Source organism: Burkholderia sp. MBR-1, from assembly GCF_013822785.1.
GTDB classification, from domain to species: Bacteria; Pseudomonadota; Gammaproteobacteria; order Burkholderiales; family Burkholderiaceae; genus Burkholderia; species Burkholderia vietnamiensis.
In genome coordinates, this window is record NZ_CP053610.1 from 1,548,700 (window position 1) to 1,565,311 (window position 16,612).

At 67.6% G+C, this 16,612-nt stretch carries 14 protein-coding genes; 8 read left to right on the plus strand and 6 right to left on the minus strand.

Features of this window, described 5'->3' with window-relative positions:
- Positions 1-8: 8 nt before the first annotated feature.
- Both betB and betA read left to right on the plus strand, forming a co-directional pair.
- Positions 9-1,478, plus strand: a complete 1,470-nt coding sequence (gene betB, locus MBR110_RS21605; protein WP_059460613.1) for a betaine-aldehyde dehydrogenase — start codon at positions 9-11, stop codon at positions 1,476-1,478.
- Positions 1,479-1,500: 22 nt separating this feature from the next.
- On the plus strand, positions 1,501-3,201 hold the full coding sequence (gene betA, locus MBR110_RS21610) for a choline dehydrogenase (RefSeq protein WP_034195499.1): 1,701 nt from the start codon (positions 1,501-1,503) through the stop codon (positions 3,199-3,201).
- Between the two features lie 60 nt (positions 3,202-3,261).
- On the opposite strand, the gene MBR110_RS21615 is transcribed toward betA, so the two are convergent.
- The 5 genes from MBR110_RS21615 to MBR110_RS21635 form a co-directional block, all read right to left on the minus strand.
- A complete protein-coding gene (locus MBR110_RS21615) occupies positions 3,262-4,383 on the minus strand; it encodes a hypothetical protein (RefSeq protein ID WP_059474653.1) in 1,122 nt (373 codons plus the stop codon).
- Positions 4,384-4,612: 229 nt separating this feature from the next.
- Complete coding sequence (locus MBR110_RS21620) at positions 4,613-5,116, minus strand: hypothetical protein (RefSeq protein ID WP_011880786.1); 504 nt, start codon at positions 5,114-5,116, stop codon at positions 4,613-4,615.
- A 121-nt stretch (positions 5,117-5,237) separates the two neighbouring features.
- On the minus strand, positions 5,238-6,062 hold the full coding sequence (locus MBR110_RS21625; RefSeq protein ID WP_045578390.1) for an OmpW/AlkL family protein: 825 nt from the start codon (positions 6,060-6,062) through the stop codon (positions 5,238-5,240).
- 65 nt (positions 6,063-6,127) lie between these two features.
- Positions 6,128-7,381, minus strand: a complete 1,254-nt coding sequence (locus tag MBR110_RS21630; protein WP_045577721.1) for a DUF2957 domain-containing protein — start codon at positions 7,379-7,381, stop codon at positions 6,128-6,130.
- Between the two features lie 71 nt (positions 7,382-7,452).
- The gene (locus tag MBR110_RS21635; protein ID WP_059474651.1) at positions 7,453-9,063 is read right to left on the minus strand and encodes a DUF2957 domain-containing protein; all 1,611 of its coding nucleotides are present in this window, start codon (positions 9,061-9,063) and stop codon (positions 7,453-7,455) included.
- 854 nt (positions 9,064-9,917) lie between these two features.
- On the opposite strand from MBR110_RS21635, the gene MBR110_RS21640 reads away from it, so the two are divergent.
- From MBR110_RS21640 to MBR110_RS21650, 3 genes are all read left to right on the plus strand, one after another.
- Positions 9,918-10,862 carry an ABC transporter ATP-binding protein gene (locus MBR110_RS21640; protein ID WP_014723986.1) on the plus strand — a complete coding sequence of 315 codons (945 nt, stop codon included), beginning with the start codon at positions 9,918-9,920 and terminating at the stop codon, positions 10,860-10,862.
- A gap of 14 nt (positions 10,863-10,876) precedes the next feature.
- Positions 10,877-11,638, plus strand: a complete 762-nt coding sequence (locus MBR110_RS21645) for an ABC transporter permease (RefSeq protein WP_085954514.1) — start codon at positions 10,877-10,879, stop codon at positions 11,636-11,638.
- A 148-nt stretch (positions 11,639-11,786) separates the two neighbouring features.
- Entirely contained in the window at positions 11,787-12,488 is a 702-nt protein-coding gene (locus MBR110_RS21650; protein ID WP_181709329.1) for an MBL fold metallo-hydrolase, read from the plus strand.
- Positions 12,489-12,518: 30 nt separating this feature from the next.
- On the opposite strand, the gene MBR110_RS21655 is transcribed toward MBR110_RS21650, so the two are convergent.
- Complete coding sequence (locus tag MBR110_RS21655; RefSeq protein WP_011880793.1) at positions 12,519-12,749, minus strand: hypothetical protein; 231 nt, start codon at positions 12,747-12,749, stop codon at positions 12,519-12,521.
- A 159-nt stretch (positions 12,750-12,908) separates the two neighbouring features.
- Between MBR110_RS21655 and MBR110_RS21660 the strand changes: the two genes are divergently transcribed.
- The 3 genes from MBR110_RS21660 (at position 12,909) to MBR110_RS21670 (ending at position 16,305) form a co-directional block, all read left to right on the plus strand.
- A complete protein-coding gene (locus tag MBR110_RS21660; protein ID WP_045577717.1) occupies positions 12,909-14,669 on the plus strand; it encodes an ATP-binding protein in 1,761 nt (586 codons plus the stop codon).
- A 262-nt stretch (positions 14,670-14,931) separates the two neighbouring features.
- Entirely contained in the window at positions 14,932-15,363 is a 432-nt protein-coding gene (locus MBR110_RS21665) for a YciI family protein (protein WP_014723988.1), read from the plus strand.
- Positions 15,364-15,498: 135 nt separating this feature from the next.
- Positions 15,499-16,305, plus strand: a complete 807-nt coding sequence (locus MBR110_RS21670) for a DinB family protein (protein WP_059462660.1) — start codon at positions 15,499-15,501, stop codon at positions 16,303-16,305.
- Positions 16,306-16,612: the final 307 nt, after the last annotated feature.

A 16,612-nucleotide genomic window follows, 5' to 3' on the forward strand; every position in this document is an offset into this window, starting at 1 on the left:
AGATCCTCATGTCCGTATACGGTTTGCAGCGCCTGTACATCGGCGGCGCTTATGTCGACGCCACCAGCGGCAAGACTTTCGACACCTTCGATCCCGCCACCGGCGAGCTGCTCGCGCAGGTGCAGCAAGCGAGCGCGGCCGACGTCGACCGCGCGGTCGCCTCGGCGCAGCAAGGGCAGCGCGAATGGGCGGCGCTGACCGCGATGCAGCGCTCGCGCATCCTGCGCCGCGCGGTCGATCTGCTGCGCGAGCGCAACGACGAACTCGCGGCGATCGAGACGCGCGACACCGGCAAGCCGATCGGCGAGACGCTCGCGGTCGACATCGTCACCGGCGCGGACGTGATCGAGTACTACGCGGGCCTCGCGACCGCGATCGAAGGGCTGCAGGTGCCGTTGCGCGCCGAGTCGTTCGTCTACACGCGCCGCGAGCCGCTCGGCGTGTGCGCGGGCATCGGCGCATGGAACTACCCGATCCAGATCGCATGCTGGAAGACGGCGCCCGCGCTCGCGGCCGGCAACGCGATGGTGTTCAAGCCGAGCGAGGTCACGCCGCTCACCGCGCTGAAGCTCGCCGAGATCTATACGGAAGCCGGCGTGCCGGCCGGCGTGTTCAACGTCGTGCAGGGCGACGGCTCGGTCGGTGCGCTGCTGACCGGTCACCCGGACATCGCGAAGGTGTCGTTCACGGGCGGCGTCGAGACGGGCAAGAAGGTGATGTCGCTGGCCGGCGCGTCGTCGCTGAAGGAAGTGACGATGGAGCTCGGCGGCAAGTCGCCGCTGATCGTGTTCGACGATGCCGACCTCGATCGCGCGGCCGACATCGCGGTGACCGCCAACTTCTTCAGCTCGGGCCAGGTCTGCACCAACGGCACGCGCGTGTTCGTGCAGCGCTCGATCAAGGACGCGTTCACCGCCAAGGTGCTCGAACGCGTGAAGCGGATCCGCGTGGGCAAGCCGACCGATGCCGACACCAACTTCGGCCCGCTCGTGTCGGCCGCGCAGCTCGACAAGGTGCTCGGCTTCATCGCCAGCGGCAAGGCGGAAGGCGCGAAGCTGCTGGCCGGCGGCTCGCGGCTCACCGACGGCCATTTCACGAACGGCCAGTACGTCGCGCCGACGGTATTCGGCGACTGCCGCGACGACATGAAGATCGTGCGCGAGGAAATCTTCGGGCCGGTGATGAGCATCCTCGATTTCGAATCGGAGGACGAAGTGATCGCGCGCGCGAACGACACGCACTACGGCCTCGCGGCCGGCGTCGTCACGGAGAACCTGTCGCGCGCGCATCGCACGATCCATCGCCTCGAAGCCGGCATCTGCTGGATCAACACGTGGGGCGAATCGCCGGCCGAGATGCCGGTTGGCGGATACAAGCAATCCGGTGTCGGGCGCGAGAACGGCATCACGACGCTCGAACACTACACTCGGATCAAATCGGTACAGGTCGAACTCGGCCGCTACAACCCGGTGTTTTGAGAACGATAGGAGATATCCCGTCATGACGACACGCGAATACGACTACATCATCTGCGGCGCCGGTTCCGCGGGCAACGTGCTCGCGACGCGCCTGACGGAAGATCCGAACGTCACGGTGCTGCTGCTCGAAGCCGGTGGCCCCGACTACCGCTTCGACTTCCGTACGCAGATGCCGGCGGCGCTCGCCTATCCGCTGCAGGGCCGCCGCTACAACTGGGCGTACGAAACCGACCCCGAGCCGCACATGGACAACCGCCGCATGGAATGCGGCCGCGGCAAGGGGCTCGGCGGCTCATCGCTGATCAACGGGATGTGCTACATCCGCGGCAACGCGCTCGACTACGACAACTGGTCGACGCACCAGGGCCTCGAGCGCTGGACCTATCTCGATTGCCTGCCGTACTTCCGGAAGGCCGAGACGCGCGACGTCGGCCCGAACGATTACCACGGCGGCGACGGCCCCGTGTCGGTCACGACCAGCAAGCCGGGCGCGAACCCGCTGTTCGAAGCGATGGTCGAGGCCGGCGTGCAGGCCGGCTATCCGCGCACCGACGACCTCAACGGCTATCAGCAGGAAGGCTTCGGTCCGATGGACCGCACCGTCACGCCGAAGGGCCGCCGCGCGAGCACCGCGCGCGGCTACCTCGACCAGGCGAAGACGCGCCCCAACCTCGAGATCGTCACGCACGCGCTGGCCGACCGCATCCTGTTCGACGGCAAGCGCGCGTCGGGCGTCGCATACCTGCGCGGCAGCGAGCGCGCGACCGCGCATGCGCGCCGCGAGGTGCTCGTGTGCAGCGGCGCGATCGCGTCGCCGCAACTGCTGCAGCGCTCGGGCGTCGGCCCCGGTGCATGGCTGAAGGAGCTCGACATCCCGATCGTGCTGGACCTGCCGGGGGTCGGCCAGAACCTGCAGGATCACCTGGAGATGTACATCCAGTACGAATGCAAGGAGCCCGTCTCGCTGTATCCGGCGCTCAAGTGGTGGAACCAACCGAAGATCGGGCTCGAATGGATGCTGAACGGCACGGGCCTTGGCGCGAGCAACCATTTCGAGGCCGGCGGCTTCATCCGCACGCGCGACGACGATCCCTGGCCGAACATCCAGTATCACTTCCTGCCCGTCGCGATCAACTACAACGGCTCGAACGCGATCGAGATGCACGGCTTCCAGGCGCACGTCGGCTCGATGCGCTCGCCGAGCCGGGGCCGCGTGAAGCTGCGCTCGCGCGACCCGAACGACCATCCGAGCATCCTGTTCAACTACATGGCCGAAGCGCTCGACTGGCGCGAATTCCGCGATGCGATCCGCGCGACGCGCGAGATCATGCGGCAACCGGCGCTCGACCGCTATCGCGGCCGCGAGTTGAACCCGGGCGCCGACTGCCGCTCCGACAAGGAACTCGATACGTTCGTGCGCGCGCGCGCCGAGACCGCGTTCCATCCGTCGTGCTCGTGCAAGATGGGCTACGACGACATGGCCGTGGTCGACGACGAAGGCCGCGTGCATGGGCTGGACGGGCTGCGGGTCGTCGACGCGTCGATCATGCCGATCATCACGACCGGCAACCTGAACGCGCCGACGATCATGATCGCGGAGAAGATCGCCGACCGGATTCGCGGGCGTCAGCCGCTCGCGCGTGCGAACGTCGCGTACTACGTCGCGAACGGCGCGCCGGCGCGCAACGTCGCGAAAGCGGTGCGGCAACCGGAGACGGCGTAGGCGCGTCCGCGCGCGACGACAGCGTGCACGGCTCGCGGCGTTCTCGCCGCGAGCCGTTTTTCATTGGGCGTCGCTGCCGCCCGCATTGAAGCGCGTGATCGCGGTCGCTCGCGAGCGTACGCGTTTCGCGCGCACGATCGGGTTCGCACGCGACGTCAGGCTCATCGCGCCGCGCAAGCGGTCGAATGCGACCTCTTCCTTCGCACCGAAGCGGCCGATCGCCGGCCATGCGAGCGTCTGATCGAGCCAGCTCTGCCATGCATCGCCGTAGAAGCGGCGCGCGTATGCGCGCACCGTGTCGGGCGCCGCGATCACGACGCCGGCCAGCAGGTAATACGCCCAGAAGCTGCCCGCGCCGACGAGCCGTTCGAGCCGGCACACCGACACCGCCGCGAGCAGTCCGGACACCGAGGCGAGATCGCCGCGCCGTTCGCGGATCGCGCGCGCGACGAGATTGTGCCGGCCGCCGTATGCGGCCAGCGACATCCGCGTGCCTGCGGCGAGCGCCGCGCAGTACGTCGCGAGCGCGGCCATCTCGTCGATGCGGGCCGCCGCGTCACGCGGCCCGCACACGCGCAGCACGAGCGCGTCGATGATCGCGTCGGGGCCGGCCGACGCGTCCATGCCGCCCGCGGCGACCGCCACGCGGCGTTCTCTCGGGTTCTTCGCAGGCGGTGCTTCGCCGTCTGCTTCGGCTTCATGCGGTGCGCGTTCGCCGCTGCCGTCATCGAGGGCGACGCCGCTGGCAATCCGCTCGAGTGCGGCCCAGCCATCGTCGGGATCGTCGAAGGTCCACGCAGCGACGAATCCGTGAGCGGCTTCGAACGCCACGCGCGAACCGGGGCAGCGACGCTCCGCATGCGCCAACTGCTGCGCGTCGGGCACGTGCACGCATGCTTCGAGCGCGTCGCCCGCGTCGCATGCGCAACCGCCGCCATCCGTCGCCAGCCACGGCGCGACCTCGTGCAGGACGGCGATCGCCTCATCGGAAAGCGCTGCGCCGGCGCGCACGCGCGCATCGCGCGAGTCCGTCGACGAAGCAGCGGCCGCAGCGGCCGCGTCGGCCTCGGCACCGGCCGGCACCTGTAGACGTTCGATCAGATACTGCAGCCACGCGGCCGTGCGCAGCCGGTCAGGCGTCGCACCGCGGGCATCGCCATACTTCGCTGGGTCGGTGAGCATGGGTGGTCCGAAGGAGTTCCGGCGAATCGGAATGGTTGTTATGTAGTGGGCCGGTCGAGCGGTCCCGTCAAGCGCAGGCGGCGCGATGAGCCGCACCGCCTGCCTCGCTGCCGCGTCGATCCGCGCTGGTCCGAGCGGCCACGCCCAGTCCCGCGAAACCGCGACGCCCGCCGCGCATCCTCTCACGGCCCTCGTAACCGGCAGGCGTGCGGTCGCGATCGCGCGATGCTTACTGCACGTGGAACTTCGGCGACGTGACGACCGTGCCGCTGACCTTGCAGTCCGGCGTCAGCACCGCGTTGTTGAACGTCAGCGACGAGTTCGGATCGCTCCACGCGGTCACGACCTTGCTCGGCCCGCAGGTGCCGAGCAGCGTGACGGTCACCTTCGCGTTGTTGATCGACAGTTGGGTCGGACTGTCGGCCTGGCCGGTCCACGGCGACGCACTCGTCGCGCTGCCGCTGATCAGCCCGCAGGTGGCGCCGCCCGTGAAGGTCGTCGACGTGATGTTGACGATGCCGGTCGACGTGATCGTGCCGTTGAACGTCGCGTTGCATGCCGCATTGATCGACCCCTTGCTGAGCGTCGTGAGCCCGGACGCGGAGAACGGTTCGCCGTTGGGGTTCATCGGCTGGCCGTCCGCGCGCGATACGGTCACCGCGAACGCGGGCGCGGCCGCAGCCGCGGTGAATGCCACTGCAGCAACAAGCGATGCGATTTGACGAATGCTCATTTGAACTGCCCCCTCTCTTCACAAATGGCGGCATGCCGCCGGAAACGCGACGGCCCGGACGAAGCGAACGGCCGGCCCGTCGCAGGAAGCCGCACGGCGCGCACCGGGCGCGCCGCGCGGCTCAGAACTTGTAGGAAATCCCGACGAACGTAATCAGCGGATCGGCCTTCAGCCTGGTGCGCGTGGTGGCGAGCGTCGAGCCGTCGGCCGCCTTGATCACGAGCGACGAGTAAGTCTTCAGCGGCATGTAGGTCAGCGTTGCCGTCAGCCCCCAGTGCTTGTCAATCGCGTAGCTCGCGCCGATGTTGTAGACGGGCGTAAACGACGACGACGCCTTGCCCTCCACCGACGTCGGTCCCGGCTTGCCGGCCCCGGCCGCCAGCACGCTGCCGAGGTTCTCGTTGATGTCCCTCGCGAAGTTGCCGTTCAGCTCGATGTTGCTGAACCAGCTGTACGCGACGCCGATCCCGACGAACGGACGAAACTTCGCGGTCGGCGCATTGAAGTAGTACTGAAGAATGACGGTCGGACTCCATTGCCGCGCGTTCTTCACGGCCGGCTGGTTCGACGTCTTGTCCATGTCGACCGAGCCGAGCGCGCCGGACGGCCCCGGCGGCCGGATCACGCCGTGCCCGGTCAGCGTGAATTCGGGCGGCACGCCGAGTACCGAGGTCACCGCGATGTGGTCGGTGAAAAAGTGCGTGAGCGTGAGGCCGACCGTATCGGCGTTGTTCACCGTCAGGCTGGTGCCCGGCGACGTGAACGAGCCGGGCAGCCGCAGCGGCCCGTTGATCGGCATGTTGGCGAGATTGGTCGTCAGCCCGTTGGTCGAATCCTGCGGCATGATGTGCAGCCAGCCCAGCGTCGCGACGTTGTCACCCGCCTGCTGCGCCGATGCGAGCGTCGACATGCATGCGACGACACCCGCGGCAATCACCTTCTTCATGAAGTCTCCCCTGTTCTGTCCGGGCGCCGCGCACCTGCGCAGCGCCGCCGTGTCGCTGCGCGCGGTCACTGCACGAACGCGCCGACCGTGAAGTACGGATTGCTTGCATCGGCCATGTCGAGGAACCCGAACACGCCGCCGGTGAACACGAACTTGCCGGTCGCCGGCCCCGACGCCGCGTCCGCATGCACGGTCGTCACGACGCCCGGCACCTGCTGCGTGAAGTCGAGGTTCAGCGCGCGCGCGAGTGCGGCCTGCGACGCATTGAACGGATCGAGCAGCGTCGCCTGCGCGCCGACGAGCGCGGTGGCGCGATAGTTGAACGCGCTGTCGACACCCGTGTACTCGCCGTTCTGCGAGCCTGGCGCGATGGCCGTCTGCGGGCTCAGGAACGAGATGCCCGATTCGTCGTCGGCGCTCGGCGGGCCCTGCGTGAGGTCCGCATTCGCCGCGCCGGTCCGGATGAAGATCGGCACGAGCTGATTGCGCAGCTTGCCGACGATCAGAATGCCCTTGCCGGCCTTCGCCGGATCGACGGCCGCGAGCGTGGGCGCAATCTGCGGCTGGTAGTTGAGCGACTGGAAGGCCGGCGCGTCGGCGCGCAGCGTGAACGGCTGGTTCACGGTCGCGCTCGACGCCAGCGGCTGCCCGCCGTTCTTCTTGCCGAAGTTGTCGGTTTCGACGTAGCTGCCGTCCGCGTGGATCGTCACCTGCTGGTCGAGTGCCACCGGCGCGAAGCTCTGCGACGGCACCTGGTGATAGCCGAGCTGGTTGTAGGTGCCGGCGATCTTCGACAGATCGGTTTCGAGCGACGAGAAGCTGATGAACGGGTAGTACGGGAACGTCGTCTTCGAGATCTTGCCGACGCCGATCACGCCGTCGAACTGGATCGTCGCGCCGGGAATCGCGCCGCCGAGCACGCCTTCGCCGAGGAACAGGCGGGCCGGCCGGGTCGGGTCGAGGCTCGCGTTCTGCATCCGGAACGTGCACTGGTTCAGCTTCACCGTCGGCAGCCCCGTCTCGTCGACCAGCGTGCCGTCGACCACGTTGGCCGGCGCCGCGTCGCGCGTCGGCTGGACCGTGCCGGTCGTGGTCGGGACCGGCGACGCGAGGTAGGTCACGCGGTACGTCATCTTCGTGGTGTCGAGCTGCACCTTCACGAGCTCGCCCGAGCCGGAGCCGCCGACGAAGGCCGTGTTGTAGTCGATCGTCTGCGGACACAGCCGCACGGGGCTGACGGCCGGCGGGTCGCCGTCGCCGCCGCACGCGGCCACCAGCGGCGCGAGCGACGCCGCCACCATCCAATGCTTCACGTTCATAGGAATCCTCTTGAAATTTTGTTCGCCGGCGGCGCTGCGTGCGCCGCCGGGGTTCCGTGTTCGATGCGCCGTTACTGAACGAACGCGCCGACCGTGAAGAACGGGTTGACCTTGCTGTTGTTGACCACCATCGCGTAGACGTTGCCCGCCGTCACGAGCCAGCCCGTGTCGCCCTTGGCGAAGATCGCCACGTTGCCGTTCGCGCCCTTCGCGTTGAAGTCCTGGGCGACCGTCACCTTGATCTTGCCCGGCGTGGCCTGCGTGTAGTCGAGCGCGAACTGCGAGGTGACCGACGAAGTCTGCGGATCGATGAACGCCGCGGTGGCGCCCTGGAACAGCGTCGACGTGTAGTTCGCCGCCATCGTCGACACGGCGGTGCCGTCGTTGCAACTGCCGGCCGCCGAATAGAACGCGCCGTTCATGAACGTGCCCGGCAGGTCGGGGTGCGGGACGCTCACGTCCAGGCTCGGCCCGCCCACCGCCAGCGCGTTCGCCTGCCCGGTCGACGTCACGACACCGCATGCGGATGCGCTCGTCGCGCCGATGTAGCCGCCCTTCAGCGAATTCGCGGCGATCGCGGTCGTCGACGAAAGCATCGAGATGCCGACCTCGGGGTCCGCGACGGACGCAAGCAGATTGCCGGCATCGACGTGGTTGTAGCCGACGCGAATCACGACCGGCACGCGCACGCCGTTGAGCTTGCCGACGATCATGATGCCCTTCGCCTGGCTCGGTGCGATCACGAGCGACGCGCCCTGCCCCGCGAGCGGGTATACCGGCGTGCCGAACTGGCTCGCCACCGCATTGCTCACGAACACGTTGTCGTTCGATCCGTCCGCGTTCTTGCGCAGCGTCCACGGCGAGCCGGTGGTCTGGCAGGAGTAGTCGCTGTTCGGCGTGATCGTGCAGGAGCCGTCCGCATTGAGCGTCTGGTTCCAGTTCACGACGTCCGGCTCCCAGCCGACCGGGCCGGCCGTGCTCTGCGCGTTGCCGCCGAGCGGCGACAGATGGATGCCCACCTCGTTGTAGTTGCCCGCGACTTTCGCGAAATCGGTCTCGGTGTCGGTGAAGCCGATGAACGGATAGAAGTCGAACGTACGCGACGGCACGGTGCCGAGGAACAGCCCCGGCAGCAGCTCGATGCCCGGAAACGCGATCGTCGCACCCGGAATGCCGCCGCCGACCACGCCGTTGCCGACGAACAGCATCGGCGGATCGGCGCGATTGATCGTCACGGAATATGCACCGTCGCTCGTCGCGCCGCTGTCGAGCACGAACGCGCAGCGGTTCTGCTCGGCGGTCGGCAGGTTGGTCGGGTGATGGAATGCGCCGCTGATCGTCAGGCCCGCACGCGTGTCGTTGACCTGCCCCGCCGAGGTCGGCACCGACGATTCGAGGAACTGCATCTGGTAAGTGAGCCTGGTCGTGTCGAACTTCACCTTCACGTATTCGCCGCTGCCCGAGCCGCCGGTGTAGGTGGTCGTGTAGTCGAGCGAATCCGGGCACAGCTTCGTCACGACGGGCGGCGTCGTTTCGGCGCCGCTCGGCCCGCACGCGCTGCCCGAACACTGCGGCACGTTGATCGGCCCCGGGTCGTCACCGCCGCCGCAGCCGGCGACGAACGGCAGCGCCAGCACGGCACACGACAGGATCGCTTTCCGCCACTCAGGAATGCAAAGCATCAACCCCTCCTTTTGAGGTACGACGAGTCTCGTCCGGTCGGGCTGCGTGGCCCGCCGGTTGGTATCACGCCGCGCACATCGGGCGCGGCGCATGACGATGCGCGCAGCGCGCGCCGCACGGCTCGTCCGAGCGAACACGGAGTCGCGGCGACACGCAGGCGCAAGCCGGCAGCGCCGCCATCGGGCACGGCGCCGTCGGAACAATCGAAACGGATCGGGATGCGTCGCTACAGCGCCGACGCGATGCGGTAACGCAGGCAGGCGACTCGCGTCGCGCCTGCGTCAGGCGAACAGCTGATGAACGGCAGCTTGGCCGGGCCCTCGGAAAGGCGTCTCATGGGTTGGTCTCCGTACGTACGCTGGATTCGTTATCGTGATGCGACGTTTGCCGAGACTATGATCGGGCGTTGCGCGCAAGTAAATGGATGCAGAGTTCCAAACGAACCGGACGGCTCGATCCAAGCGCGCTCAGGGCCTTTCACAATTTTTCAAACGACCTTCGATTTATTTGCTCAGACAAATACTTCGGCGGTACATGTGCTGCTTACCGCTCCGGCCCGGCACGCTCCGGCAAAATACCGCTCATTGTTCACCCGATTCAAATAAATCGCCTGATTGATGAGCAGTGCGCGCCTATTTCGCGCGAATTCCGTGCATGCATCGCATATCGTTTGCGCCGAAATGCATTTCCATCTTCCGGTTGCTAATATGGCGATCCTGCGATCCCGCACCACAACGCCGTTCGACATGACGCCCGTTCGCCATGCCGCACCCGCAGCCAGCCGTGTCGCAGCGGCGGCGCCGGGCTCGCGCGGCGCACGGGGTCGGCCCGAGCAGCCGTGCCATCCGTGAGCATGCAACCGATCCTCTCCGTTTCCGACCTCTCCAAGACTTACGCGTCCGGCTTCCAGGCGCTCAAGCACGTGAACCTCGACATCCGCCCCGGCGAGATCTTCGCGCTGCTCGGGCCGAACGGCGCGGGCAAGACCACGCTGATCGGCTCGATCTGCGGCATCGTCACGCCGACCGAAGGGCGCGTGACGGTCGGCGGCCACGACATCCGCGATCACTACCGCGCGGCGCGCGAAATGATCGGGCTCGTGCCGCAGGAACTGACGACCGATGCGTTCGAGACCGTCTGGGCGACGGTGTCGTTCAGCCGCGGCCTGTTCGGCAAGGCGCCCGATCCCGCGTACATCGAGAAGACGCTGAAGGCGCTGTCGCTGTGGGACAAGCGCGACAACAAGCTGATGACGCTGTCGGGCGGCATGAAGCGCCGCGTGATGATCGCGAAGGCGCTGTCGCACGAGCCGCGCATCCTGTTCCTCGACGAGCCGACCGCCGGCGTCGACGTCGAGCTGCGCCGCGACATGTGGAAGCTGGTCGATTCGCTGCGCGAAAGCGGCGTGACGATCCTGCTGACCACCCACTACATCGAGGAAGCCGAGGAAATGGCCGACCGCATCGGCATCATTCTCGGCGGCGAGCTCGTGCTCGTCGAAGACAAGCACGAACTGATGCGCAAGCTCGGCAAGAAGCAGCTGACCGTGCAGCTGGAGCAGCCGCTCGCGGCGGTGCCGGCCGAGCTGGCGGCGTTCGGGCTCGAACGCGCGGCCGACGGCACCGCGCTCGTCTACACCTACGACTCGCAGCGCGACGACGCGGGCATCGCCAAGCTGATCGCCGCGCTCGGCGCGGCCGGCATCGGTTTTCGCGATCTGCATACGACGCAGAGCTCGCTCGAGGACATCTTCGTGAGCCTGATCGACAATCGCCGCAACGGCGCACAAGGGGCGTAACGCACATGACCAACATGAACCTGCAGGCGATCCGCGCGATCTACCGCGCCGAAATGGCCCGCACGCGACGCACGCTGATGCAGAGCATCATCGCGCCGGTGATCTCGACGTCGCTGTACTTCGTCGTGTTCGGCTCGGCGATCGGCTCGCGCATCAGCGACGTGAACGGGATCGGCTACGGATCGTTCATCGTGCCCGGCCTCGTGATGCTGTCGCTGCTGTCGCAGAGCATCTCGAACGCGTCGTTCGGCATCTACTTCCCGCGCTTCACGGGCACGATCTACGAGGTGCTGTCCGCGCCCGTGTCGTACTGGGAGATCGTGATCGCGTACGTGGGCGCGGCCGCGTCGAAGTCGATGCTGCTCGGGCTGATCATTCTCGCGACGGCCGGCCTGTTCGTGCCGTTGCACATCCTGCATCCGTTCTGGATGGTGCTGTTCCTCGTGCTGACGTCCATCACGTTCAGCCTGTTCGGGTTCGTGATCGGGATCTGGGCCGACAGCTTCGAGAAGCTACAGCTCGTGCCGCTGCTGATCATCACGCCGCTCACGTTTCTCGGCGGCAGCTTCTATTCGGTGGACATGCTGCCGCCCGTGTGGCGCGTGGTCACGCTGTTCAACCCGATCGTCTATTTGATCAGCGGCTTCCGCTGGTCGTTCTACGGGCTGGCCGACGTGCACGTGTGGATCAGCCTCGCGGCGACCTCGCTGTTCCTGGCGATCCTGCTCGCGATCGTCGCGTGGATGTTCCGCACCGGCTACAAGCTGAAGAACTGACGCGCGCGGGCGCGGGATCGCCCCGGTTCGCGGGGAGAAGTTGCGCTGCTAGACTGGGCCGGAGATCGACCGGCGCCGCCTGCCGCATCGCAGCATGATGCGGTACGCGCGGCGCGCTTCCCGCCCCATTGCCTGCGCGAGGATCCCGATGAGCGCCTCCCGAATCGACGCCGTCCGCGACGGCCTGTTTCGCGCCACCACCTACGTCGACACGCTGAACCTCGGCTTCAGCCAGTTCTTCATACGCTCGCCGCACGGCGACGTGCTGTGCGTCGAAACCGGCACGCGCGCCAATTTCACGCAACTGAGCGCGGCGCTCGACGCGGTCGGCATTGCGCCGTCGATGGTCAGCAACGTGATCGTCCCGCATTTCGAGGCCGACGAGATGGGCGCGTTGCCCGACTTCCTCGCAGCCAACCCGGCGCTCGTCGCCTACGCGCATCCGATGTGCGCGTGGGGGCTGGCCGACGTGTTCGGCGTGCGCGCCGTACCGTTGCAGGACGGCGAGCCGACGACGCTGTCCGGCATCGACGTCGTGCCGGTGTTCACGAAGCACGTCCATCAGTGGGACGCGCTCGTCGTCTATCTGCCGGCGTACAAAGCGCTGCTGTCGTCGGACATCCTGATGCGCTTCGGCACGCAGGACGCCGACGATCCGCTGCCGGCGATCCTCGACGCGATCGCCCGCGCCGACTACCTGCCGTCGCTCGCGCATCTCGCGAGCGCGCTGCGCCGCGTCCAGGCGCACGATATCGACATCGTGCTGCCGATGCACGGCCCGGCGATCACGCGCGACGTTCAGCGCGTGATCGCCGGCGTCATCGCGCATTGCGAGGCTGCCGCCGCGTAGTGCACAGCGCGGCGCGGCGACGGCCGCCGTTCAGGCGCCGGTGACGACGAATTCGTCGGCCGCCTTGCTCTGCACGGCGGCCAGCACGGCCAGTTCGCGCTTGGTGTGCGGCTCGCCCGACACCACGCCGGTCGCATGCTTGGCCTTCGCGCCGAGCGGAAAGAACACGAACGATGCACCGGCCGGCGCCTCCGGCTCGGCCCGCAGACGCTTGTTCAGAATCTTCAGATACTTCTTCTTCGACACTTCCTTCGCTGCCATGGCGCCCTCCGCACGAACGTAACGCTGGTCAGCATACCAGCTTGGCAGGCGGCCAGGAACGCCGCCGGGCCGTCGATCTGCACTAGAATGGACCCGCTTGCCAACTCGCCGTCCCCGGACGCGGCCACGTTACCGCGATGTCTTTTTCGGAGCGTTTTCATGCGTGTCGAGTTGTTCGCACAACACCACGGTTGTCCGGGCTGGGAAGGTGAAATGGCCCGGCGCATCGCCGCCTTCGACTGGTCGGAGGCCGGGCTCGGGCCGATCGAGCAATGGTCGGCGAGCCTGATCGCCGCCGTGCGCACCGTGCTCGCGTCGCCGCTGCCGCTGGTGATGCTGTGGGGCCGGCCCGGCTACATGATCTACAACGATGCGTACGCCGCATTCTCCGGCGGCCGCCATCCGTATCTGCTCGGCAAGCCGGTCGAACTCGGCTGGCCCGAAGTCGCCGATTTCAACCGCAACGTGATGAATACCTGCCTCGCGGGCGGCACGCTGTCCTATCGCGACAAGGAACTCGTGCTGCTGCGCCACGGCCGGCCCGAAGACGTGTGGATGGACCTCCACTACAGCCCGCTCGCCGACGACGACGGCGCGCCGGGCGGCGTGCTCGCCGTCGTGATCGAGACGACCGAGCGCGTGCTCGCCACCCGTCAACGCGCACACGCGGAAGCCGCGCTGCAAGCGTCGAACGACGCGCTGCGCCGGCTGACCGAAACGCTCGAACAACGCGTCGCCGACGCGCTCGCCGAGCGCGCGGCCATCGAGGAGCAGCTGCGTCACGCGCAGAAGATGGAGGCGATCGGCAGCCTGACCGGCGGCATCGCGCACGACTTCAACAACGTGCTGCAGGTGATCAGCGGCAATCTGCAGGTGCTGGCGGTCGAACTCGGCGAGCGGGCGAGCGCGCAGCCGCGGATCGAGAGCGCGAACAACGCGGTGCGGCGCGGCGCGCAGCTGGCGTCGCACCTGCTGGCGTTCGCTCGGCGTCAGCCGCTGTCGCCGACGGTGCTGAACCCGCGCAAGCTGATCGACGGCATGAGCGAGATGCTGCACCGCGCACTCGGCGAAACCGTGCGCGTCGTGGCCGCGCTGGCGCCCGACGTCGGCAACGTGCTCGCCGATCGCCACCAGCTGGAAAACGCGCTGCTGAACCTCGCGATCAATGCGCGCGACGCGATGCGCGGCGACGGTACGCTGACGATCGCGGCCTACAACGACACGACTGCCGTCGGCGCCCGGCGCACGCCGCTGCCGCCCGGCGAATACGTGACCTTCGAGATCACCGATACGGGCAGCGGCATGACGCCGGACGTGCTCGAACGCGTGTTCGAACCGTTCTTCACGACCAAGCCCGACGGCGAAGGCACGGGGCTCGGGCTCAGCATGGTGTTCGGCTTCGTCAAGCAAAGCGGCGGCCATACGTCGATCGACAGCGCGCCGGGCCAGGGCACCACCGTGCGGCTGACGTTCCCGCGCTGTCACGATGCGTTGGCCGAGGAACCGGCGTGCGCGCCGCGGCCCGATCCCGTGCGCGGGCGGGAAACCATCCTGATCGTCGAGGACGACGCGGACGTCCGGCTCACCGTCGTCGACATGCTCGCGCAGCTCGGCTACAAGGTGCTCAGCGCGTCGGACGGCGAAGCCGCGCTGCGGATACTCGACAGCGGCACGCCGATCGACCTGCTGTTCACCGACGTGATCATGCCGGGGCACATCAAGGGCGGCGAACTGGCGCGCCGTGCGGCGCAGCGCACGCCGCCGCTGCCCGTGCTGTTCACGTCCGGCTATACGCGCGACGAAATTTTCCATTCGGGGCGGCTCGATCCCGGTGTGATGCTGCTCGGCAAGCCGTACCGCCGCGATGAGCTCGCGGCGCGGATTCGGAGTGTGCTCGACCGGAATGTGAAGGCGGCTTGAGCCGGACCGCGTTGCGGGCCGGCTCCGTTACCGCCGAGCCGATGGGGGCGTGAGGGTGATCGCGGGCTTCGGCTTCGGGCCGCAGCGCATCGGCGGTGGCGTGCGGAAACCGTCCTGACCATCAGCTACCACCCAAAATATTTCATATGCGATGTCGATTCCTGCGCCGCTCGCACGTCGCAGTGACGCAAGCGTTCGTTTCGACGTCGGTACGACGGGCCGCAAACGGACGCCTCTTTCCCACGTCAAAGGAGCAACGACAATGCGCGTCATGGTGATCGTCAAGGCCACGGCCTCTTCCGAAGCGGGCGCGATGCCCGACACCGAATTGCTGGCCGCGATGGGCCGCTTCAACGAGGAACTGGTGAAAGCCGGCGTGATGCTCGCGGGCGAAGGCCTGCATCCGAGCTCGCGCGGCAAGCGCGTGCACTTCTCCGGCAACGAGCGCACCGTGATCGACGGCCCGTTCGCCGAAACCAAGGAACTCATCGCCGGCTACTGGGTGTGGCAGGTCGGCTCGATCGACGAGGCGGTCGAATGGGTCAAGCGCTGCCCGAACCCGATGCCGGTCGACTCGGACATCGAGATTCGCCCGATCTTTTCACCCGAAGACTTCGGTGAGGCATTCACGCCGGAGCTGCAGGCGCAGGAAGCGCGGCTGCGCGCGGAGCTGGACGGCAAGCATGGCGAGTGAGGCGACGGGTGGGCGCGGTTCGCTGACCGAGCGCGGCACGCCGGCGCGGGTCAGCGAGCAGGACGACCACCCGGATTGACACGACTCCGTGTATTAACGTATCGTTTTGATACGTTAATACACGGAGTCGTCGTCATGCATTCCCGTTTCGACCGTTTTCGCGAGACACCGCTCGGCGCACAGCTTGAAGCGCTGATCGGACAACCGGAGCGCTACGTCGAATTCGCGGCGCTGTCGCGGGTGGGCGTCGCCGCGATCGGCGCGATCCAGCACGAGATCGCGAGCAAATTCCCCGAAGTCGCCGCCGATACGACGGCGCGGCAGTTCTGCGGCTCGATGGTCGCCGACGTGATGCGTCGCCACGGGCACGACGTCGTGCAGGCGCGCGGCCGGCTCGGCGGCGCCCTGTTCAGCTACGGCGCGGTATTCAGCGCGTATCCGCAGGTGCTGCCGTTCGCGGACCTCGCGGCCGCGCTGGCCGAGATGCCGTCCCGGATCGCCGCGTACGCGGCGCACGTTCCCGCCGCACTCGTCACGCGCCGCCCGGCCGGGACGGGCTTCTCGCTGGTCGAGCATGCGTGCCACCTGCGCGACCTCGACGCCGTGTTCGCCGAGCGCATCGATCTGGTCCGGAGCAGCGAATTGCCGGTGATCGCGTCCGTCGACGGCACCGCGCTCGCCGCCCAGCGCGACTACCTCGCGCAGCCGCTCGACGAAGCGCTCGCCGCGTTCGGCCGCGGGCGCGCCGCGCTGTGCGCGACGGTCGCGGCGCTGCAGCCACAGGAACTTGCACGCTGCGGCCTACGCGACGGCATCCGCCGGATGTCGCTCGACGAACTCGTCCGCGAACTGCTCGATCACGATCGCACCCACCTTCTCGAACTCGACGAATTGCTCGCCGAACTCGAGTTGCCGCCGCTTCGCCCGTCTACCGCCGAATGAGCGGTCGTGCATGTCGGTTGTCTGCGTTCACGGTTTCATCGGCACGCTCGACGCACGCGCACGGCCGGCCGCGCATCTCGTCCCGCGCCCGCGCGGCCATCGACTGACACACGCTGCGCCGGTCGAGTCGTCGCGCAGCGGCCGATCGGTGCGATTAATCAAGCGCGGGCGGCGAGCCCGCGATGCCGCTCCTCGATACCCGTACTCACCAGTCATGCGACGACCGCCTGACAACTCGTAGGCTTCGCAGAAATTTGTCTGAAAGGCACCGTTGCTAGAGTGTCCGCACAGGGTTTTCCCGATGCCG